We start from the raw sequence: 20,049 nt of genomic DNA, 5'->3' as shown, positions 1-20,049 counted from the left end.
ATGCGAATATTTGTCTACGGCAGTTTACGAACCAAACAAGGCAACAGCCACTGGATGACCAATGCCCTGTTGCTGGGAAATTTCAGTATCGACAACTACCAGTTGTATAGCCTGGGCCACTATCCAGGCGCCGTTCCGGGAAAAGGAACAGTACACGGGGAAGTTTATCGTATTGATAACGCCACGCTGGCAGAGCTTGACGCTCTGCGTACCCGCGGCGGTGAATACGCACGCCAGTTAATTCAAACGCCGTACGGAAGTGCATGGATGTACGTGTACCAACGTCCGGTTGATGGCTTAACGCTGATTGAAAGCGGTAACTGGTTAGACCGAGACCAGTACTGATATGAACACGCCACCCTCGGGTGGCGTTGTTTTATTCTGGATTTAAAACTCCACGCGCGCGCCGAGGTTATAGCGGCGTCCTTCCACCTGTGCGGATTCGTTCCACGCGGTTGTCAGTTTCGGATCCTCATCCAGCACGTTGTAGACCCCAGCCATCAGTTGCGTGTGCTTATTGAGCTGATAACGTACGCCTACGTCCACCATCGTGTAGTCATCATATTTATAGTTATTGCCGCTGTTGCGGTTACTGCTGCGATAATTCACCGTACTCCATACGTCCAGGCTTTGCGTTGCCGCCCAGTTCAGCGACAGATTCGCCATATGGCGCGGATAATCGTTTAGCGCGTAGCCTTTGTTAACGCCGCTTTTTTGTTCGCTGTGGTTCCAGGTGTAGTTAGCGTTGGCTTTTACATCGGCGGTAATCTGCCAGTCGGCATTCAGTTCTATACCGTATACATCCGCCTCGCTGACGTTGAAGTATTTACTGACGGAATCCGCGTTGTAGCCGTTGACGGAGCACTGGTTCGTCGACGTGGTTTCACAAATAGTTTGTTCAGCAATTTTGTCTTTGAACTGCGTATAGAAGACGGTGCTGTCGAGCGATAGCGCATCTCCCGTCCAGTAGAGGCCCAGTTCAGAGTTAACGCTTTGTTCAGGTTTCAGGTCGTCGTTACCAACGGTGAGGAAGGGATAAGGTACGGTTGAGCCGTAAGGGGTTACGAAGTTGCTGGACGTCGCGCGCAGCTCCGGTTTTTTATAGCCTGCGGAAACGCCGCCTTTCAGCGCCCAGTCATTGCTAAAGGCCCAGTTACCGTACATTTTCGGCGTAATATGTGTGCCAAAATTGTCATCCTGGTCCATCCTCGCTGACGTGGTCAGGATGAAATCGCCAATGCTCCAGCCGTCTTCAGCAAACAATGCCCAACCGTTACGGCTGATTTTGGTCACCGGGTCAGATCCGGGCAGCGTTTTGTTGGCCACATCAAAGCGGTCATTCAGCTCTTCGCGCGTGAAATTCGCCCCAACAGTCAGTTTATGGGTGTCGAGCGTGAAAGTGGTTTGCGAATTGGCGACGTAGTTCTCCATCTGCACATACTGCGGGGACTGTCCGTCATAAACGTACTTCGAACGGCCTTTTTCATAGTTTATGTAGTTGGTCGTCGCGATGGTGTCGTCTGCATACCAGCCGGTATGCGTCAGGGTGGCGGCGTTACGATCGAACAGCCATGACCACGGCGCACCGCGTTTCTGGGTACGGTTTTTTTCCTGCTCACCGGTGACCACGTTGAGATCGAACAGGTTATTCTCGCTGGCGGCCAGGCCCAATGTCATATCAACGGATTTACGATTGTGTTTGCCAAAATAGTTATTGCGATCGTCATCGCGACGGTCAAGCCAGTCGGCCGCCACGCTAAGGCCGAGAACATCGGGCACAATCGGCCCCATGGTAAACAAATTCATCTGGCTGGTATTACCTAAATACTGGTGTTCCTGCAGCCAGGTATTGGCAGCAATTGCCGTGGTCCACTCTTTTGCGCCGTACGGTTTTTTGGTAATGACGTTAACCACACCGCCGATGGCGTCTGAGCCGTACAGCGAGGACATCGGCCCACGGATAACTTCGATACGCTCAATGGCCTCCATTGGCGGTAAGAAGTTGGCTTCAGTACCAATATCATGTCCGTAAGGGCGAGATTCACCGGTATTTTGTTTGACGCTGTTGACCATAAAAGCGGTATAGGACGGGTCCATGCCGCGGATCATAATGCTACCGGCGTTCATGCCACTGCTGTTGGTGACCGAGACGCCGGGAAGGTTTTTAATGGCTTCACCGATGCTACGGTCCGGCTGAATATCCAGCGTGTTACGATCGATAACTGAAATAGTGGCCGGCGCTTCGCGTTTTTGCTGCGAGAATCCGGATGCGGTGATCACCATTTCATCTTCGCTAGTGCGTGAGGTCTCGGTGAGTTCTTCTGCCTGGGTGGGGAAAATAACACCGCCTGAGAATGCAACGATCCCTGTCAGCGTAATAAGTTGACGCGTTTTCATAATATAGACACCTGAAAAGTAAAAAATAAAAACATCACCTTGCAGCTCAAAAAAGCTGCAAGGTGCAGATAGTTTTTTAATTATTAATATTTAGAGAGATCGATTTTCAGCACGTAGTCGGGCTTCACACCTGTCATTTTTTCCGACTGTTTGACGCTGACGTACAGGGTGTTAGCATCTGCCGAGAGCGCCAGGCTGTTAGGTAAGGCATTGGTTTCAATGCTTTGTTTTACCTGGTAGGTCTTGCTGTTCACAATGCTGATGCGTTTAGCATTACGGTGGGTGATATAAACTTCCTGGCGTTTTTCGTTATATATCACTGCCAGCGAGTTAATAACCTTAATTGGTGCAATAACCTTACCGGTATTAAGATCAACAACCAGTACGTCCGCTAAATCCGGATCGGTCAGGAATGCGCGGTTATTTTTTGCATCCAGGGCAATATTCAGGAAAAAATGTTTTTTATTTGGCTCAATTGTAAAGCGATTAATAATTTGATGGTTGGTGGTATCCAGCGTAATAAGTTCGTTTCGGCCATTCACAACATACAGGCGGTTCTTATTTGCATCCACGGCCATGCCGGTCGGGTACTGGCCCATGTTCTCGAGGGTGGCGATTTTCTCGCGCTTTTGTGTGTCCACCACCCAGACTATGCCTTTTTCAGCCACGCCGGAAACGTACAGACGGTGGTGCTGTTTATCGAGCACCATTTCACGCGTATGAACAATATCTTTCGGGTTTTTGGCTTCGCTCAGTTGTAGTATCGCCAGCTCTTTACCGCTGCGGGTATCGACTAGTGTTACTGAACCTTCCAGCGTGTTGCCGACATACAGCACCTGGTTTTCTTCATCCAGCGCGGTGGCAAAGGCACGGCGGCTGGTGTCGATGACTTCAGTCGTCGTGAGTTTCTCCAGATCGAGTTTGTAGATAAGCCCGCTGGTTTTATCTTTATCAAACGACGGCGACGAGGCGACAAAAAGCGCATTCTGCTGGCTATCAACCGCCAGCTCATACACGCCGTTACCGACATCGCGGGTCAGAAAATCTTTCTCAGGTAGCGTCTGCGCCACGCTGGACAGGCTGGTAAATAACAGCGCTGTGGCGAGTGCCACGCAGGAATAGCGTTTCAGGGACTTCACATTGTGGAGGTTCATTGACTTTTATTCACATTTATTTACATGATGAGAATGATAATGAGATCTAATATCATTCGCAATTAAGATAAATGAAATGTGACTACCCATTCTGGTAGGTCAAAAAGAAAACAGCGAAGGGGAGAGGTGGTAGAACGTAGAAATTTAAAAACCCTTACTAACCAGAGACTGGCGTTCAGGGTTTTAAGCTAACGCGAACTTACTTCTTCGCGCGCTCGAAAGAAGCAACGATTTCAGCTTTAGCGGCTTCAGCGTTGTCCCAACCGTCAACTTTCACCCATTTGCCCGCTTCGAGATCTTTGTAGTGTTCGAAGAAGTGGGTGATCTGTGCTTTCAGCAGTTCCGGCAGGTCGGTCACATCTTTGATGTGATCGTATTCTTTGCTCAGCTTAGTGTGCGGAACCGCAACCAGTTTCGCATCTTCACCGGATTCGTCAGTCATTTTCAGTACGCCAACCGGACGGCAGCGGATCACTGAACCTGGCTCCAGCGGGTACGGAGTCGGGACAAGAACGTCTACCGGGTCACCGTCCAGAGACAGGGTGTGGTTGATGTAACCGTAGTTGCACGGATAGAACATCGCGGTGGACATGAAGCGGTCAACGAACAGGGCGCCGCTCTCTTTGTCAACTTCGTATTTGATCGGATCTGCGTTGGCAGGGATCTCGATAACAACGTAGATATCTTCCGGCAGGTCTTTACCGGCAGGGACGTTGAGTAAGCTCATGTCTGTTTCCTTTAAATAAGCTATGGCAAACAAGTGGCGGGTATTATAGCCAACTCGCGCTGAATGTCTCCGCTTGTTTTCGCTTTCTCTGCGCTCATTTTCTTCTTTTTACCCCTCTATCGTGACAGAAAAATCCATATCTTCAGCCGCATTTTTCATAGCGGGATGAAAGCGATTACAAAGTTGTGATTAACGTTTTATTTACTTTTTTGAAGTGTGATGTAACGCAATTCGTTACATGCTCAATTGTCTATAGTTTTTTCGCGACGGTTTATTAACCAACAATAATCACCCTACGAGGACGCACTTATGTGGAAGCGCTTACTTTTAGTCACAGCAGTTTCGGCAGCCATGTCGTCTATGGCAATGGCAGCCCCTTTAACCGTAGGATTTTCGCAAGTTGGCTCTGAATCCGGCTGGCGCGCCGCAGAAACCAACGTTGCGAAAAGCGAGGCTGAAAAGCGTGGTATTACGCTGAAAATCGCTGACGGCCAGCAAAAGCAGGAAAACCAGATTAAAGCAGTTCGCTCATTTGTTGCGCAGGGCGTTGACGCCATCTTTATTGCGCCAGTCGTGGCAACGGGTTGGGAACCGGTTTTAAAAGAAGCTAAAGATGCCGACATTCCGGTCTTTTTGCTCGATCGTTCCATCGATGTAAAAGACAAATCTCTCTATATGACCACGGTCACCGCCGACAACGTGCTGGAAGGTAAATTGATCGGCGACTGGTTGATTAAACAAGTGAACGGCAAGCCGTGTAACGTCGTTGAGCTGCAAGGGACCGTCGGGGCCAGCGTGGCCATCGATCGTAAAAAAGGGTTTGCTGAAGCCATCGCCAACGCGCCAAACATTAAGATTATCCGCTCACAGTCCGGCGACTTCACCCGCAGTAAAGGGAAAGAAGTGATGGAGAGCTTTATCAAAGCGGAAAACAATGGCAAGAACATCTGCATGGTTTACGCTCATAACGATGACATGGTGATCGGGGCAATCCAGGCGATTAAAGAAGCAGGCCTGAAACCCGGCAAAGATATTCTGACCGGTTCCATCGACGGTGTACCGGATATCTACAAAGCAATGATTGATGGTGAAGCCAACGCCAGCGTCGAGCTGACGCCGAATATGGCAGGCCCGGCATTCGACGCGCTGGAGAAATTCAAAAAAGACGGCACGATGCCTGAGAAGCTGACCATTACCAAGTCGATCCTCTATCTGCCGGATACGGCGAAAGAAGAGTTAGAGAAGAAGAAAAACATGGGCTACTAGTTTTGCTGCCGGTCTTCCGTAGGCCTGATGGCGTTGCGCTTATCAGGCCTACGAAAAGGCCGTGATTTCGTACCGGAGGAATGCCATGACCACCGACCCCCATCAGGAAATCCTCCGCACCGAAGGATTAAGCAAATTCTTTCCCGGCGTCAAAGCGCTGGATAACGTGGATTTCAGCTTGCGTCGCGGTGAGATTATGGCGCTGCTGGGAGAAAACGGAGCCGGTAAATCGACGCTAATCAAAGCCCTGACCGGCGTTTACCACGCCGATCGCGGCACGATCTGGCTCGAAGGCCAGCCTATCTCCCCCAAAAATACCGCCCATGCCCAGCAGTTGGGGATCGGTACCGTGTATCAGGAAGTGAACCTGCTGCCCAATATGTCGGTAGCGGATAACTTGTTTATTGGCCGTGAACCGCGGCGTTTTGGCCTGCTGCTGCGCAAGCAGATGGAAAAACGCGCGACGGAGTTGATGGCGTCATACGGTTTTTCCCTCGACGTGCGCGAGCCGCTGAACCGCTTTTCCGTGGCGATGCAGCAGATCGTCGCCATCTGTCGGGCGATCGATCTCTCCGCGAAAGTGCTGATCCTCGATGAGCCCACCGCCAGTCTTGATACCCAGGAAGTAGAAATGCTGTTCGGCCTGATGCGGCATCTGCGCGATCGGGGCGTCAGTCTGATCTTCGTTACCCATTTCCTCGATCAGGTCTATCAGGTCAGCGATCGCATTACCGTCCTGCGTAACGGCGGCTTCGTTGGCTGCCGTGAAACCCGCGAACTGCCACAGATCGAACTGGTCAAAATGATGCTGGGTCGCGAACTGGATACCCATGCGCTACAGCGTGCGGGCCGTACGCTGCTGAGTGATAAACCAGTGGCGGCCTTTAGCGACTTTGGCAAGAAAGGCACCATCGCGCCGTTTGATCTACAGGTGCGCCCTGGTGAGATCGTCGGTCTCGCTGGACTGCTGGGATCCGGGCGAACGGAAACGGCGGAGGTGATCTTCGGTATTAAACCCGCCGACAGCGGCAGTGCGCTGATCAAAGGCAAAGCGCAGACCTTGCGATCGCCGCATCAGGCTTCGTGTCTGGGGATCGGCTTCTGTCCGGAGGATCGCAAAACGGATGGTATTATCGCCGCCGCTTCGGTGCGGGAAAACATCATTCTGGCATTACAGGCGCAGCGTGGCTGGCTGCGGCCTATTCCGCGGAAAGAACAAAATGAGATTGCCGAGCGTTTTATCCGCCAGCTCGGAATTCGCACCCCCAACGCTGAACAGCCGATCGAGTTTCTCTCTGGCGGCAATCAGCAAAAAGTATTGCTCTCGCGCTGGTTACTGACCAAACCGCAGTTCCTGATCCTCGATGAACCCACGCGTGGGATCGACGTCGGCGCGCATGCCGAGATCATTCGCCTGATCGAAACGCTGTGCGCGGATGGTCTGGCGCTGCTGGTGATTTCATCCGAACTGGAAGAGTTAGTGGGCTATGCCGATCGGGTCATTATTATGCGCGATCGCAAACAGGTGGCTGAGATCCCGCTGGCTGAACTGTCCGTACCGGCGATCATGAACGCCATTGCGGCCTAAGGAGACTATGGTGATGCCTCAATCTCTCCCTCAATCCACTCCGCCGCAACGGCGATTCCGCTGGCCAAAGGGCATGCCACAACTGGTGGCGCTACTGCTGGTGCTGCTGGTGGATAGCCTGGTCGCGCCACACTTTTATCAGGTGATTTTGCAAGATGGTCGGCTGTTCGGTAGCCCGATTGATATTCTCAACCGTGCCGCCCCCGTGGCGCTGTTAGCGATTGGCATGACACTGGTGATTGCCACCGGCGGCATCGACCTTTCCGTGGGCGCTGTCATGGCTATTGCCGGTGCCACCACCGCGGCGATGACGGTGGCCGGGCACAGTTTGCCGGTGGTGCTGCTTGCCGCCTTAGGCTCCGGCATTCTGGCAGGGTTATGGAACGGGATTCTAGTGGCAATCCTCAAAATCCAACCGTTCGTTGCCACGCTAATCCTGATGGTGGCCGGACGCGGAGTGGCGCAACTTATCACCTCCGGGCAGATCGTCACCTTCAATTCGCCCGAACTGTCGTGGTTTGGCAGCGGCTCGCTCTTACTGTTCCCCACGCCAGTGATCATTGCACTGCTAACGCTGGTGGTGTTCTGGCTACTGACGCGTAAAACGGCGCTGGGGATGTTTATTGAAGCGGTAGGCATCAACATTCGTGCGGCAAAAAACGCCGGGGTGAACACGCGCATTATCGTGATGCTCACCTATGTGCTGAGCGGTCTGTGTGCGGCTATCGCCGGCATTATCGTCACGGCGGATATCCGCGGGGCAGATGCCAATAACGCCGGATTGTGGCTGGAACTGGATGCCATCCTGGCGGTAGTCATCGGCGGCGGCTCGCTGATGGGCGGGCGCTTTAATCTGCTGCTGTCGGTGATCGGGGCATTGATTATTCAGGGCATGAACACCGGGATTTTACTGTCGGGCTTCCCGCCAGAACTAAATCAAGTGGTCAAAGCCGTGGTGGTGTTGTGTGTGCTGGTCGTGCAATCACAACGCTTTATCAGCCTGATAAAAGGAGTGCGTGGTCATGATAAAACGTAATTTACCGCTGATGATCACCCTCGGCGTATTTGTACTGGGTTACCTCTACTGCCTGACACAGTTTCCGGCCTTTGCTTCAACCAGAGTTATCTGCAATATCCTGACCGATAACGCTTTTCTGGGCATCATCGCCGTGGGCATGACTTTCGTGATTCTCTCTGGCGGGATCGACCTGTCCGTTGGCTCGGTGATCGCGTTTACCGGCGTATTTCTGGCGAAGGCCATTGGCTACTGGGGTATATCTCCGCTGCTGGCGTTTCCCCTGATTCTGCTGATGGGCTGCGCGTTTGGCGCGTTTATGGGGTTACTGATTGATGCGCTGAAGATCCCGGCATTCATAATACCCTGGCGGGAATGTTCTTCCTGCGCGGCGTCAGCTATCTGGTGTCTGAAGAGTCGATCCCAATTAACCATCCGGTTTATGACATGCTCTCAAGCCTGGCATGGAAAATTCCCGGCGGCGGTCGCCTGAGCGCAATGGGATTGCTGATGCTGGCGGTAGTCGTCATTGGCATATTCCTGGCGCACCGTACGCGCTTTGGTAATCAGGTTTACGCGATTGGCGGCAACGCCACCTCTGCCAACCTGATGGGGATCTCAACCCGCAGCACGACCATCCGTATCTATATGCTGTCGACCGGGCTTGCGACGCTTGCTGGCATTGTCTTTTCAATTTACACCCAGGCGGGTTATGCGCTGGCGGGCGTCGGCGTTGAGCTGGATGCGATTGCCTCAGTCGTGATTGGCGGAACCCTGTTGAGCGGTGGGGTCGGTACGGTGTTAGGAACGTTGTTTGGTGTCGCCATTCAGGGGTTGATCCAGACCTACATTAATTTTGATGGCACATTAAGTTCCTGGTGGACGAAGATCGCGATTGGCATTTTATTGTTTATTTTTATTGCCTTACAGCGCGGTCTGACGGTACTTTGGGAAAATCGTCAAAGCTCGCCAGTAACCAGAGTGGGGACGGCGGCAACACCAAAGTAACATCCTGATTTTTCACTAAACATTTAAATACCTAAACTTTTTCCGGTTGTAGTCGATAGGTTCTGTACAGGTCTGTTTTAACCCTACAACCGGAAATATAACGATGCCAAAATCCCTTTCAATTCGATCAAGTTTGTTGGTGTTATTGTCTCTGCTGACGTTCCTTCTGTTGCTGACCGGCGGTATGGGGCTATATGCCTCTACCCGCATCATTACTTCGTTGATTTACCACGGTATTATGAGTGCCTCGATGTTGGCTGCCCTCGCATTGCTGGCGGTGATTTGGTTCATGCTGCGAAATAAGTTTCTCAAGCCGCTGGATAATATGGTTGAGCAACTGGAACGTCTGGCGACGGGGGATTTGTCGCCGGTTACCGCGCTGTCGGCCAGCGCCGAATTCAACCGTCTGAACGCGGCAATGGATGAAATGCGCCATGCGCTGGGCGACTCGGTACAGCGTGTCCGCGATGCCAGTTTACAAATTGATATTGGTAGCCGTGAGCTGACGGCCGGGAACCAGCATCTGGCACAACGTACTGAATCGACAGCCACTTCGCTGGAGCAGACCGCCGCCAGTATGGAAGAACTCACGGCGACCGTGAAACAGAATGCGCAGAACGCGGAACAGGCACACCAGTTGGCAAAATCGGTGTCGGATACCGCCGATCGCGGCAGTGAGATGGTGTGCTATGTGATTGAGAAAATGCGCGATATTTCCGGCAGTTCCAGCCGAATCGCCGACATCCTCAGCGTAATCGACGGTATTGCTTTCCAGACCAATATCCTGGCGCTCAATGCTTCTGTTGAAGCGGCACGTGCCGGTGAGCAAGGGCGGGGCTTTGCGGTCGTTGCAGGTGAAGTGCGTAATCTGGCCAGCCGCAGCGCCGAGGCGGCAAAAGAGATCCGCACGTTAATCAGCGATTCACACACCCATGTGGGAGAAGGCAGCGAGCTGGCGCAGCAGGCGGGCGAAACCATGGATGAGATTGCCAATGAAGTGATGCGCATGACCAAACTGATGCGTGAAATTGCCAGCGCGTCGCAGGAACAGAGTCGCGGCATTGAGCAGGTGAATATCGCGGTGATTCAGATGGATGAAACGGCGCAGCAAAATGCGGCGCTGGTACAGCAATCTTCAGCGGCTACCCGCTCGCTGGAAGAGCAGTCACATGCGCTGCTCGAAGCAATGGCGGCGTTTAAAGTACAAACGGCGTAGGGGATAAATTTGCCGGATGATGGCGTTAACACGTCTCATCCGGCAAAGCGTATTACGCGTCCGGGAATTCGCGGATAAAGCGTTCTACATCTTCAACCATATGGTCGTTACCTACGAAGAAGGAGCGACGCTGGTGCAGGCTTTCCGGGGTGATATCCAGAATGCGATCTTTACCATCGCTCGCTTTGCCGCCCGCCTGCTCGGCCAGGAAGGCCATCGGATTGCATTCGTACAGCAGACGCAGCTTCCCTTGCGGGTGGCTGGCGGTGCTTGGGTACAGGTAGATCCCGCCTTTGAGCAGATTACGATGGAAATCCGCAACCAGAGAGCCAATGTAGCGCGAGGTGTACGGGCGCTGAGTTGACTTATCTTCTTCCTGGCAGAATTTAATGTACTTCTTCACGCCGTTCGGGAATTTAATGTAGTTGCCTTCGTTAATGGAGTACGTGCTGCCTTTCGCCGGGAAGCGCATACGTTCCTGGCTGAGGCAGAATACGCCCAGAGAAGGATCGTAGGTGAAGGCGTGTACGCCACAGCCGGTGGTATACACCAGCATGGTGGAAGAACCATAAACAACGTAGCCCGCAGCAACCTGCTTGTTGCCTGGTTGCAGGAAATCCTCTTCCGTGACCGGCGTGCCGACTGGGGTTACGCGGCGATAAATAGAGAAAATCGTACCGACAGAGACGTTAACATCGATGTTGGATGAGCCATCCAGAGGATCCATCAGCACAACATATTTTGCGTGTTCACAGCCTTCAAAGACGACGATTTCATCTTCTTCTTCCGAGGCAATGCCCGCCACAATGTCGCGCGCCTTCAGTGCAGCTTTCAGTTTTTCGTTCGCGAACAGATCGAGTTTTTGCTGAACCTCTCCCTGCACGTTCTCAGCACCGCTGGCACCCAGGATATCGACCAGACCGGCCTTGTTGATATCGCGGTGGATGATCTTGGCGCCCAGCTTTATTGCCGACAACAAAGCAGTGAGTTCACCGGTAGCATGAGAAAACTCGTGCTGCTTTTCGACAATAAATTCACCTAACGTTTTCATAACACTTTCCCTGCAATTTATGTGGAGTAAAGCGACCGCAACAATATTAACAAATATTTCCATTGCCGCGCTTAGGTGAATCGCGCCAGCAAACTACGGAATATCCTGAAATGCGTTTCTCACTTGCCGGACATGTGCGTAAAATGGCCCCCAGATTAAAAAAGGATAGTGACGTATGCGCATTCATATTTTGGGAATTTGTGGCACTTTTATGGGCGGTCTGGCGATGCTGGCGCGCTCACTCGGTCATGAAGTAACCGGTTCGGACGCCAATGTGTATCCGCCGATGAGTACCTTACTTGAGAAGCAAGGCATTGATCTGATTCAGGGTTACGATGCCAGCCAGCTCGATCCGCAGCCGGACCTGGTGATCATTGGCAATGCCATGACCCGGGGTAATCCGTGTGTGGAAGCGGTGCTGGAAAAGAACATTCCGTACATGTCCGGCCCGCAGTGGCTGCATGACTTTGTACTGCGCGATCGTTGGGTACTGGCGGTTGCGGGGACGCACGGCAAAACCACCACCGCCGGAATGGCGACCTGGATCCTCGAAGCCTGCGGCTATAAGCCTGGCTTTGTGATCGGCGGAGTACCGGGTAACTTTGAGGTTTCCGCGCGCCTGGGTGAGAGCGACTTCTTCGTTATTGAAGCGGATGAGTACGATTGCGCCTTCTTCGATAAGCGTTCTAAATTCGTACATTACTGCCCGCGTACGCTGATCCTCAACAACCTTGAGTTCGATCACGCGGATATTTTTGACGATCTGAAAGCGATCCAGAAACAGTTCCACCACCTGGTGCGTATCGTGCCGGGCCAGGGACGCATTATCTACCCGGAAAACGACATCAATCTGAAACAGACGATGGCGATGGGCTGCTGGAGCGAACAAGAGCTGGTTGGTGAACAAGGTCACTGGCAGGCGAAAAAGCTGACCACTGATGCATCCGAATGGGAAGTGTGGCTGGACGGTGAAAATGTTGGCGTGGTGAAGTGGGGCCTGGTAGGTGAGCACAACATGCACAACGGTCTGATGGCGATTGCTGCCGCGCGCCATGTTGGCGTCGTGCCTGCAGATGCAGCCAATGCGCTGGGCTCGTTCATCAATGCCCGTCGTCGTCTTGAGCTGCGCGGCGAAGCCAATGGCGTGACGGTGTATGACGATTTCGCCCATCACCCAACGGCCATTCTGGCAACGCTTGCGGCGCTGCGCGGTAAAGTGGGGGGCACGGCGCGCATCATCGCGGTGCTGGAACCACGCTCGAACACCATGAAAATGGGCCTGTGCAAAGATGACCTGGCGCCGTCGCTAGGGCGTGCGGACGAAGTGTTCCTGCTGCAACCCCCGCATATTCCGTGGCAGGTAGCAGAAGTCGCTGAAGCCTGCGTTCAGCCTGCGCACTGGAGTGGCGATGTGGATGCGCTGGCAGATATGGTGGTGAAAACTGCACAGCCTGGCGATCACATCCTGGTGATGAGTAACGGCGGGTTTGGTGGCATCCATCAAAAACTGCTGGATGGCCTGGCGAAGAAAGCCCAGGCAGAAGAAGAGTAAAAAAATGCCCGGTGGCGCTACGCTTACCGGGCTTACGATCCGTTGTGGGCCGGATAAGGTGTTTACACCGTTATCCGGCACTTTCTCAGGAGCACGATCTCCGTTGCCATCCGGCCTTCTGGTTACGCCATACTTCTCAACGGAATGGGAAGCCTCCATATGGAAATTTATAACTCAGATCGCAGAAATTAATTTCTAAATCATAAAATCTATTTCCGCTTTTCCCTTGCTAATATCCCCTCGAGAGCCAATGTGGCGTAAGTGCCACATAATAAAAGGTGCGCTCCATGCGAAAAAATTTAACCAATAATGAACTGCGAGTTTATAAATTCTGTCAGGAGAACCCTGCTGATGTTTATAAAATGAAAATTCATGAACTGGCAGATCGCGTTTATACTACCGCGCCATCTATTTCTAAGTTGGTAAAGAAATTAGGCTTTAATAATTTCCAGGAGTTTAAGGTCAACATTCGGGACGTATTCTCCAGAACGCAAAACTCGCAGCACCATAACGCGTTTGTTAGCGAATATATACAAGAAATGCAGGATGCTTTAACCAGAGTGTCTGAGAATAAAGTCAAAGTCTTTTGTGATTTTTTGTCCGACTGCAATACGATTATCACCTGGGGATACGGTACATCAGATAGCGTGGCGAACTATGTTAGCTATAATTTGATGGTGCTGGGCTTTAATATCCTCAATGAAACCGACTACACCAACTGTAATGTCCGCAGCCGCTTTCTGACCGCTAACGATTGTATGCTGATTGTTTCCAACAGCGGTGAGTCAGAAATGCTGGAAGAGATAATTTTTAATGCCAGAAAAAACGGCATCAAGGTGGCCGCGATTACCAGCCGGGAAAACTCTACGCTGGCGCTTAAGGCCGATGCAGTCTTGATCTACAAAAACGCCATTATTAAAGATACTGCTTTCGAAAATATAAGCTATCCGATCCAGATAGCCATCGTGGATATTATGCTTTTCCATTTATCCAATGTCAGAAAAGTGTCGTTGAAATTTAATTCAAAAGTAGAAGACTAATGAAAAAACTAAAACTCGTGGTGATTGGCGCGGGTAGCAGCTATACGCCAGAACTGATTGAAGGGGTAATTAAAAACTACCACCAGCTTCCCATCTCTCACATCGCTTTTGTCGACGTTGAAATGGGTAAAGAGAAAATGAACATCATTTTCGATCTCACCAAAAGAATGCTTGCCAAAGCAAATTTACCAATTGATGTCATCCAAACTTTTGACCGCAAAACAGCGCTGCTGGGTGCCGACTTCGTGGTGACTCAACTGCGCGTCGGTGGTATCGATGCCCGAATCGTTGATGAAAAACTGCCGAAGTCATACGGTTTTATTGGCCAGGAAACCAACGGCGCGGGCGGGATGTTCAAAGCTCTGCGCACCATTCCGGTCATCATTGAAATAGCGAATGAAATGAAGGCGATTTGTCCAAACGCCTGGCTGATTAACTTCACCAATCCAGCTTCCATGGTGACAGAAGCGGTACTCAAATACAGCCACAACAATCGGGTCATCGGCCTGTGCAATGGTCCTGTCAATATGACCCATCAGGTGGCCGGGCTGCTGAATGCCAACGTAGAGGATTTATACGTCGAGTTCAAAGGCTCCAACCATATGAACTTTATTACCAAAATTCTGCATAACGGCGTCGACCGTACCCGCGAAGCCATCGAGATAATCAACGCCGCCGACGTCGATGCACTGAGCTTTAAAAACATCAGCAATGAGCAGTTTAATAAAGAGCTGCTGGCCGCCGCCAATCTGATCCCCTCTTCCTATTTAAAATACTACCTCAAGACGACTGAAATGCTGGCCGAGCAGGAAGCAGCCGAGCAATCACGGGGTGAGATCGTCAAAAATATCGAAGCCGAACTGTTTAAAAAATACAGCGACGTTACGCTTCAGGATAAGCCTAAAGAGCTGGAAGCCCGCGGCGGCGCGCTTTATTCCACCGCCGCGCTGAACGTTATTCGCGCTATTTACCTCGACGATAAGAGCATTCAAACCGTCAACGTTCGTAACGGCGGTGCTATCACTAATTTACCGGAAGAGGCGGTAGTTGAAGTGAACTGTGTGCTTACCCGTAATGGTCCGATTCCAATTTGTACTGGCGAGATCCCATCTCCTGCGAAAGGGATTGTTTCCATGATGAAAGACTATGAAGCGCTGATCGTCAAAGCCGCCGCCACCGGCGATTATCAAGCGCTTATTTCAGGCTTTATTTTCAACCCATTATGCTCAAGCGACACTTCGGGCGTGGCGTTAGTCAAAGAGATGCTGCTGGCCAATAAAAAGTATCTTCCTTTATTCGCCAAAAAGATTGAATCACTTTAATAGCGAGAAGAAACGGATGAAATGTACAACGTTTGATACCAATGCCGCGCTGGCTGAACAGGTCGTTAGTGAGCTATCCGCGCTCAAACCACATTCTCGCGTGCTGATCCCCTCCGGTAGCACGCCTCACTGGATTTACGAAGCACTGGCAGCGACACCGTTTGCCGAACGCCTTACCTTCTTTGCGCTGGATGAGTGGGTCAACGTGCCCAGCGAATCAGATGGCAGCTGCCTGAACATGATTAATCAGGACTTTGTGCACAAATGTGCTTATCCGGTGCGGTTAGTCCATTTCAATCCGTTTGCCTCTACGGCACAAAATATTGCCCATTACCAAACCGCGCTCAACGGTGAAGAGTTTGACTATGTAATTCTGGGCGTGGGAATGAACGGGCATATCGGCTTAAACGAGCCGGGCGTGCCGTTTGATGAGGATTATCTACAAACTCAACTGGATGACGTAACAATTAACGTCGCCAGCCATAAATACTTCTCCGGAGATGTCACCCTCACCGAGGGTATTACCGTCGGACTGAATAAAATCATCAAGGCTGGAAAAGTGATTGTCATCATCAACCACGATGCGAAAAAAGATATTTATCAGGAGATTGTTAACGGCGATGCGCACCACACTCAGGTTCCTGCCATCTATATCAAGCAGTTCCCGCAGGTTAATTATTACGTGACAAAAAACCTTATAGGGTAAGCGGGCATGAGCATAACCTCTCTACTCGAACAAAAGATGTTGCCACTGGCCGAGAAAATCTCGTCAAACATCTACCTGACCGCACTAAAAAATGCGTTTATTGCCCTAATTCCCTTTTTGATTGTCGGTTCATTTTTCGTATTGTTAACCAACTTTCCTGTTAACGGCTATCACGAGTTTATGAGTTCGCTGTTAGGGGAAGGCGTGCTGGATAAGCTCAATTACGGGATTAACGCCAGCTACGGATTAATGACGCTGCTGGTGATTATCACCTTCTCAAAGGAGTTAGTTGAAAAGCTTAATCTCAGCCAAAGTTCCGCTATTTTACCGGTGGCGATCTTCTTCTTAATGTCGCCTGGTCATATTACGACAGGATCGGGAGAAATCGTCGCCGATGCTTACGCGTTGCTCGACTTTAGCTCTGAATCGATGTTCTTAGGGATTATCGTTACTGTGGTCACCATCAAGGTGGTTCAGTTTCTGGAAAACAGGGCTTTTACCATCAAGATGCCTGCGAGTGTCCCGCCAGAGATTGCCAGGTCGTTTAAATCGCTGGTACCTATCTTCTTAGTGCTACTGTTCTGGATTATCGTCAAGGTGCTGTTTGAGAACACGCCTTTTGGTACGCCGGGGAAATTTATCAGCGTCATGCTGCAACAGCCGTTGCTGTATCTGGGGAATTCCCTCTTATCGCAACTGATTGCTGAGATGATGATCAGTTTCTTCTGGTTCTTTGGGATCCATGGCGACTCTATCATGACATCCGTAATGGGGCCTATCTGGCAAACGCTCAGTGCGCAGAACCTGGCGCAAACTCAGGCCGGGCTGGTAGCGACCAACATCATTACTCAGCAGTTCAGGGATGTCTATTTGATTGCCGGCGGTACGGGTTTTACCGGGGCACTGTTGATTAGCATCTTTATGGTTGCCAAAAGTACGCGATTAAAGCAGCTCTCACGGCTGGCGGCACCGGCGGCAATTTTTAACATTAATGAGCCGGTTATTTTTGGTTTGCCAATCGTGCTTAATCCGCTGATGCTTATCCCGTTTATCATTACCCCAATGGTGCTGTGTACGGTTACTTATGTGGTTATCGCATTCGGCTGGGTTCCCCCCACCTCTGGTATCTCCATTCCCTGGACAACGCCGATCTTTATTTCTGGTTTCCTCACCACCGGGATTTCAGGCATTGTTTTACAGGCAGTGAATCTGGTTATCGCCACCGCGATTTATACACCGTTCGTGAAGATTTTAGATAAGCAGTATCTGCATGAAGAGAGTCAGTCAGAGAACGCTATGGGCGAAATGCAGCCCCAGCAGTAAGAGCACAGAATCCTGGCCGGATGAAGTATTTACATCATCCGGCACTTTCTGCAGACGAAGAGGTTAGATTTCGTTTTCCGCCAGTTCACGCAGATACTGGAAAATCTGACGTGCTGATTTTGGCGGCTTGTTGCCTTCTTGCTCTTTCTTCGCATTGCGAACCAGAGAACGAAGCTGCTGGCGATCGGCGTTTGGCCACAGGTTCAGCACTTCCGCTACCGCATCATCACCTTCGGCGATCAGGCGATCGCGCAGTTGCTCAAGCTTGTGAAACAGTACAACCTGTTGGTTGTGACGGTTTTTCAGCTTGTCCAGCGCCTGACGGATAGGATCAACATCGCGCTGGCGCAACATTTTGCCAATCAGCTGCAGCTGGCGGCGGCGACCTTCCATCTTAATACGCTGGGCCAACTCAATCGCGGCACGTAAATCCGCGTCGAGCGGGATTTTATCCAGCGCGTTTTTCCCCAGTTTCACCAGTTCCACACCCAGGTGTTTTAACTCCTCGGCGTCACGTTTTATTTCACTTTTACTAACCCAGATAATTTCATCGTCTTCGTCTTCGATGTCATCACCGGGAACGTCGTCGAGCCAGTCTTCGGGCTGCTTAGTCATGTCAGGCTCCTTAAAAAAAGAGGCTAATGTTACCAGTTAAGATGCGTACTGAAAAACGGTTCTCTGTTAGACTTCAGAGAAACTCTCTCTACATTATGGCATTTGCGATGAAAGTAATCTCACAAGTTGAAGCGCAGCGTAAGATTCTGGAAGAAGCGGTCTCGACGGCACTGGAATTAGCGTCAGGTAAGTCGGATGGCGCGGAAGTCGCTGTGAGCAAGACCACGGGTATTAGCGTCAGCACCCGTTATGGTGAAGTGGAGAACGTAGAATTCAATAGCGATGGCGCGCTGGGGATTACGGTTTATCACCAAAACCGTAAGGGCAGCGCATCGTCCACAGATTTAAGCCCGCAGGCGATTGCACGTACCGTGCAGGCCGCGCTGGATATTGCACGTTATACCTCACCGGACCCGTGCGCGGGCGTGGCAGATAAAGAACTGCTGGCCTTTGATGCGCCCGATTTGGATCTGTTCCACCCGGCGGAAGTTTCCCCTGACGAAGCTATCGAACTGGCAGCCCGCGCTGAACAGGCGGCGCTACAGGCCGATAAGCGTATCACCAATACCGAGGGTGGCAGTTTTAACAGCCACTATGGCATCAAAGTGTTTGGTAACAGTCACGGGATGCTGCAGGGCTACTGCTCCACGCGTCATTCTCTTTCCAGCTGCGTCATCGCGGAAGAAAATGGCGATATGGAGCGTGATTACGCCTACACCATTGGCCGGGCGATGGGCGATCTGCAAACGCCGGAATGGGTGGGGGCAGACTGTGCTCGCCGTACCTTATCTCGCCTCTCTCCGCGTAAACTTTCCACCATGAAAGCGCCGGTGATTTTTGCCAACGAAGTAGCGACTGGGCTGTTCGGACATCTGGTCGGCGCGATTGCCGGTGGTTCGGTGTACCGTAAATCCACCTTCCTGCTCGACTCGCTGGGCAAACAAATTCTGCCGGAATGGCTGACTATTGAAGAACATCCGCACCTGCTGAAAGGGCTGGCGTCGTCGCCGTTCGACAGCGAAGGCGTACGGACCGAACGCCGTGACATTGTTAAAGACGGCGTGCTGACCCAATGGCTGCTGACCAACTATTCCGCACGTAAGCTGGGACTGAAGAGCACCGGTCATGCGGGCGGGATCCACAACTGGCGAATTCCGGGACAGGGTCTAAGCTTCGAGCAGTTGCTCAAAGAGATGGGCACAGGTCTTGTGGTTACCGAGCTGATGGGGCAGGGCGTTAGCGGCATTACCGGCGATTACTCGCGCGGCGCGGCGGGTTTTTGGGTCGAAAACGGCGAAATTCAGTATCCGGTGAGTGAAATTACCATCGCCGGGAACTTAAAAGAGATGTGGCGCAATATTGTGACCGTAGGCAACGATATTGAAACGCGCAGTAATATTCAGTGTGGTTCGGTATTGTTACCGGAGATGAAAATCGCCGGGCAATGATACTCGTTAAGGCGTTAATTTTTTAATAATAAAAAAGGAAGTGAGCAATGCGTAAACACCTGTTAGCGATCGTCGCGGCTTCAACGCTGGTTCTTGGTTCTTCTGCGTTTGCAGCCGATCTCGAAGATGACATGGGGATCCTCAACGACAACCTGAAGGTCGTCGAAAAAACGGACAATGCGACTGAACTGAAAGACGCGTTGACCAAAATGCGTGCAGCCGCGCTGGATGCTCAAAAGGGAACGCCACCGAAGCTGGAGAGCAAATCCCCGGACAGTGCGGAGATGAAAGATTTCCGCCACGGCTTTGACACGCTGATCGGTCAGATTGACGGCGCGCTTAAACTGGCGAACGAAGGTAAAGTCAAAGAGGCGAAAGCCGTTGCGGAAGACCTGAAAAAAACGCGCAACGAAAACCACAAGAAGTTCCGCTAATCTACTCTATCCGGCCTGCATAACCGTAGGCCGGATAAGACGCTGCGCCCCTGCATCCCATAAGTAAACGCTATCCCCATCACATTTTTTCATTTTTATCGTCCATTCATTGTTCGCATTTCCTTCCATTTTGCTGCTCACTCTTGCGATCTCAATCACATTCTTCCAGTGATTAATCGTGGTCCCG

General features: G+C 51.4%; 17 protein-coding genes and 1 pseudogene. 13 read left to right on the top strand and 5 right to left on the bottom strand.

Features of this window, described 5'->3' with window-relative positions; genetic code table 11:
* Positions 1–345 (top strand): gamma-glutamylcyclotransferase, encoded by a 345-nt coding sequence (locus HV345_RS20895; protein WP_029139743.1) that lies wholly within the window; start codon positions 1–3, stop codon positions 343–345.
* Positions 346–387: 42 nt separating this feature from the next.
* On the opposite strand, the gene HV345_RS20890 is transcribed toward HV345_RS20895, so the two are convergent.
* The 3 genes from HV345_RS20890 to ppa form a co-directional block, all read right to left on the bottom strand.
* Positions 388–2,397 carry a TonB-dependent receptor domain-containing protein gene (locus tag HV345_RS20890; protein WP_016155530.1) on the bottom strand — a complete coding sequence of 670 codons (2,010 nt, stop codon included), beginning with the start codon at positions 2,395–2,397 and terminating at the stop codon, positions 388–390.
* A gap of 83 nt (positions 2,398–2,480) precedes the next feature.
* Entirely contained in the window at positions 2,481–3,551 is a 1,071-nt protein-coding gene (locus HV345_RS20885; RefSeq protein ID WP_181636015.1) for a YncE family protein, read from the bottom strand.
* A gap of 199 nt (positions 3,552–3,750) precedes the next feature.
* Positions 3,751–4,278 carry an inorganic diphosphatase gene (gene ppa / locus HV345_RS20880; RefSeq protein WP_003025726.1) on the bottom strand — a complete coding sequence of 176 codons (528 nt, stop codon included), beginning with the start codon at positions 4,276–4,278 and terminating at the stop codon, positions 3,751–3,753.
* A gap of 309 nt (positions 4,279–4,587) precedes the next feature.
* Here ppa and ytfQ point away from each other — a divergent pair, with 309 nt between their 5' ends.
* The 5 genes and pseudogenes from ytfQ to HV345_RS20855 all read left to right on the top strand — a co-directional run bounded on the left by ytfQ (position 4,588) and on the right by HV345_RS20855 (position 10,371).
* A complete protein-coding gene (gene ytfQ, locus HV345_RS20875; RefSeq protein ID WP_016151454.1) occupies positions 4,588–5,544 on the top strand; it encodes a galactofuranose ABC transporter substrate-binding protein YtfQ in 957 nt (318 codons plus the stop codon).
* An 85-nt stretch (positions 5,545–5,629) separates the two neighbouring features.
* Complete coding sequence (gene ytfR / locus HV345_RS20870) at positions 5,630–7,132, top strand: galactofuranose ABC transporter, ATP-binding protein YtfR (RefSeq protein WP_046275826.1); 1,503 nt, start codon at positions 5,630–5,632, stop codon at positions 7,130–7,132.
* A gap of 13 nt (positions 7,133–7,145) precedes the next feature.
* The gene (gene ytfT, locus HV345_RS20865; protein WP_149381767.1) at positions 7,146–8,168 is read left to right on the top strand and encodes a galactofuranose ABC transporter, ATP-binding protein YtfT; all 1,023 of its coding nucleotides are present in this window, start codon (positions 7,146–7,148) and stop codon (positions 8,166–8,168) included.
* A pseudogene (gene yjfF, locus HV345_RS20860) lies at positions 8,155–9,155 on the top strand (galactofuranose ABC transporter, permease protein YjfF). Before ytfT ends, yjfF begins: the two are co-directional and overlap by 14 nt.
* Before the next feature lie 103 nt (positions 9,156–9,258).
* A complete protein-coding gene (locus HV345_RS20855) occupies positions 9,259–10,371 on the top strand; it encodes a methyl-accepting chemotaxis protein (protein WP_016155535.1) in 1,113 nt (370 codons plus the stop codon).
* Between the two features lie 52 nt (positions 10,372–10,423).
* Here HV345_RS20855 and fbp read toward each other — a convergent pair whose 3' ends face one another.
* Positions 10,424–11,422, bottom strand: a complete 999-nt coding sequence (gene fbp, locus HV345_RS20850) for a class 1 fructose-bisphosphatase (RefSeq protein WP_016151459.1) — start codon at positions 11,420–11,422, stop codon at positions 10,424–10,426.
* Between the two features lie 175 nt (positions 11,423–11,597).
* Here fbp and mpl point away from each other — a divergent pair, with 175 nt between their 5' ends.
* The 5 genes from mpl (at position 11,598) to HV345_RS20825 (ending at position 17,365) form a co-directional block, all read left to right on the top strand.
* Entirely contained in the window at positions 11,598–12,974 is a 1,377-nt protein-coding gene (gene mpl / locus HV345_RS20845) for a UDP-N-acetylmuramate:L-alanyl-gamma-D-glutamyl-meso-diaminopimelate ligase (protein WP_016151460.1), read from the top strand.
* Between the two features lie 287 nt (positions 12,975–13,261).
* Entirely contained in the window at positions 13,262–14,014 is a 753-nt protein-coding gene (locus tag HV345_RS20840) for a MurR/RpiR family transcriptional regulator (RefSeq protein ID WP_049283031.1), read from the top strand.
* Positions 14,014–15,336: a 6-phospho-beta-glucosidase gene (locus tag HV345_RS20835; RefSeq protein ID WP_065554558.1), complete on the top strand. Its 1,323-nt coding sequence runs from the start codon at positions 14,014–14,016 to the stop codon at positions 15,334–15,336. The genes HV345_RS20840 and HV345_RS20835 overlap by 1 nt, the downstream gene beginning before the upstream one ends.
* 16 nt (positions 15,337–15,352) lie before the next feature.
* Positions 15,353–16,042, top strand: a complete 690-nt coding sequence (locus HV345_RS20830; RefSeq protein WP_019078227.1) for a 6-phosphogluconolactonase — start codon at positions 15,353–15,355, stop codon at positions 16,040–16,042.
* A 6-nt stretch (positions 16,043–16,048) separates the two neighbouring features.
* Positions 16,049–17,365, top strand: coding sequence for a PTS sugar transporter subunit IIC (locus tag HV345_RS20825; RefSeq protein WP_016155539.1), 1,317 nt, complete (start codon positions 16,049–16,051; stop codon positions 17,363–17,365).
* Between the two features lie 63 nt (positions 17,366–17,428).
* On the opposite strand, the gene yjgA is transcribed toward HV345_RS20825, so the two are convergent.
* On the bottom strand, positions 17,429–17,980 hold the full coding sequence (gene yjgA / locus HV345_RS20820) for a ribosome biogenesis factor YjgA (RefSeq protein WP_016151465.1): 552 nt from the start codon (positions 17,978–17,980) through the stop codon (positions 17,429–17,431).
* A gap of 95 nt (positions 17,981–18,075) precedes the next feature.
* Here yjgA and pmbA point away from each other — a divergent pair, with 95 nt between their 5' ends.
* Complete coding sequence (gene pmbA / locus HV345_RS20815; protein ID WP_047358563.1) at positions 18,076–19,428, top strand: metalloprotease PmbA; 1,353 nt, start codon at positions 18,076–18,078, stop codon at positions 19,426–19,428.
* 47 nt (positions 19,429–19,475) lie between these two features.
* Complete coding sequence (cybC, locus tag HV345_RS20810; protein ID WP_047358562.1) at positions 19,476–19,862, top strand: cytochrome b562; 387 nt, start codon at positions 19,476–19,478, stop codon at positions 19,860–19,862.
* Positions 19,863–20,049 lie beyond the last annotated feature (187 nt).

This window comes from Citrobacter sp. RHBSTW-00986, from assembly GCF_013783065.1.
In the GTDB taxonomy this organism is placed as follows: domain Bacteria; phylum Pseudomonadota; class Gammaproteobacteria; order Enterobacterales; family Enterobacteriaceae; genus Citrobacter; species Citrobacter braakii.
The sequence above is the reverse complement of the archived record's forward strand: the minus strand, read 5'-3'. Positions and strand labels throughout refer to the sequence as shown.

What these genes read in the sequence shown, in the direction of transcription:
- HV345_RS20895 (WP_029139743.1), top strand. Translation starts at nt 1, where the DNA reads ATGCGAATATTTGTCTACGGCAGTTTACGAACCAAACAAGGCAACAGC.
- HV345_RS20890 (WP_016155530.1), bottom strand. Translation starts at nt 2,397, where the DNA reads ATGAAAACGCGTCAACTTATTACGCTGACAGGGATCGTTGCATTCTCA.
- HV345_RS20885 (WP_181636015.1), bottom strand. Translation starts at nt 3,551, where the DNA reads ATGAACCTCCACAATGTGAAGTCCCTGAAACGCTATTCCTGCGTGGCA.
- ppa (WP_003025726.1), bottom strand. Translation starts at nt 4,278, where the DNA reads ATGAGCTTACTCAACGTCCCTGCCGGTAAAGACCTGCCGGAAGATATC.
- ytfQ (WP_016151454.1), top strand. Translation starts at nt 4,588, where the DNA reads ATGTGGAAGCGCTTACTTTTAGTCACAGCAGTTTCGGCAGCCATGTCG.
- ytfR (WP_046275826.1), top strand. Translation starts at nt 5,630, where the DNA reads ATGACCACCGACCCCCATCAGGAAATCCTCCGCACCGAAGGATTAAGC.
- ytfT (WP_149381767.1), top strand. Translation starts at nt 7,146, where the DNA reads ATGCCTCAATCTCTCCCTCAATCCACTCCGCCGCAACGGCGATTCCGC.
- HV345_RS20855 (WP_016155535.1), top strand. Translation starts at nt 9,259, where the DNA reads ATGCCAAAATCCCTTTCAATTCGATCAAGTTTGTTGGTGTTATTGTCT.
- fbp (WP_016151459.1), bottom strand. Translation starts at nt 11,422, where the DNA reads ATGAAAACGTTAGGTGAATTTATTGTCGAAAAGCAGCACGAGTTTTCT.
- mpl (WP_016151460.1), top strand. Translation starts at nt 11,598, where the DNA reads ATGCGCATTCATATTTTGGGAATTTGTGGCACTTTTATGGGCGGTCTG.
- HV345_RS20840 (WP_049283031.1), top strand. Translation starts at nt 13,262, where the DNA reads ATGCGAAAAAATTTAACCAATAATGAACTGCGAGTTTATAAATTCTGT.
- HV345_RS20835 (WP_065554558.1), top strand. Translation starts at nt 14,014, where the DNA reads ATGAAAAAACTAAAACTCGTGGTGATTGGCGCGGGTAGCAGCTATACG.
- HV345_RS20830 (WP_019078227.1), top strand. Translation starts at nt 15,353, where the DNA reads ATGAAATGTACAACGTTTGATACCAATGCCGCGCTGGCTGAACAGGTC.
- HV345_RS20825 (WP_016155539.1), top strand. Translation starts at nt 16,049, where the DNA reads ATGAGCATAACCTCTCTACTCGAACAAAAGATGTTGCCACTGGCCGAG.
- yjgA (WP_016151465.1), bottom strand. Translation starts at nt 17,980, where the DNA reads ATGACTAAGCAGCCCGAAGACTGGCTCGACGACGTTCCCGGTGATGAC.
- pmbA (WP_047358563.1), top strand. Translation starts at nt 18,076, where the DNA reads ATGGCATTTGCGATGAAAGTAATCTCACAAGTTGAAGCGCAGCGTAAG.
- cybC (WP_047358562.1), top strand. Translation starts at nt 19,476, where the DNA reads ATGCGTAAACACCTGTTAGCGATCGTCGCGGCTTCAACGCTGGTTCTT.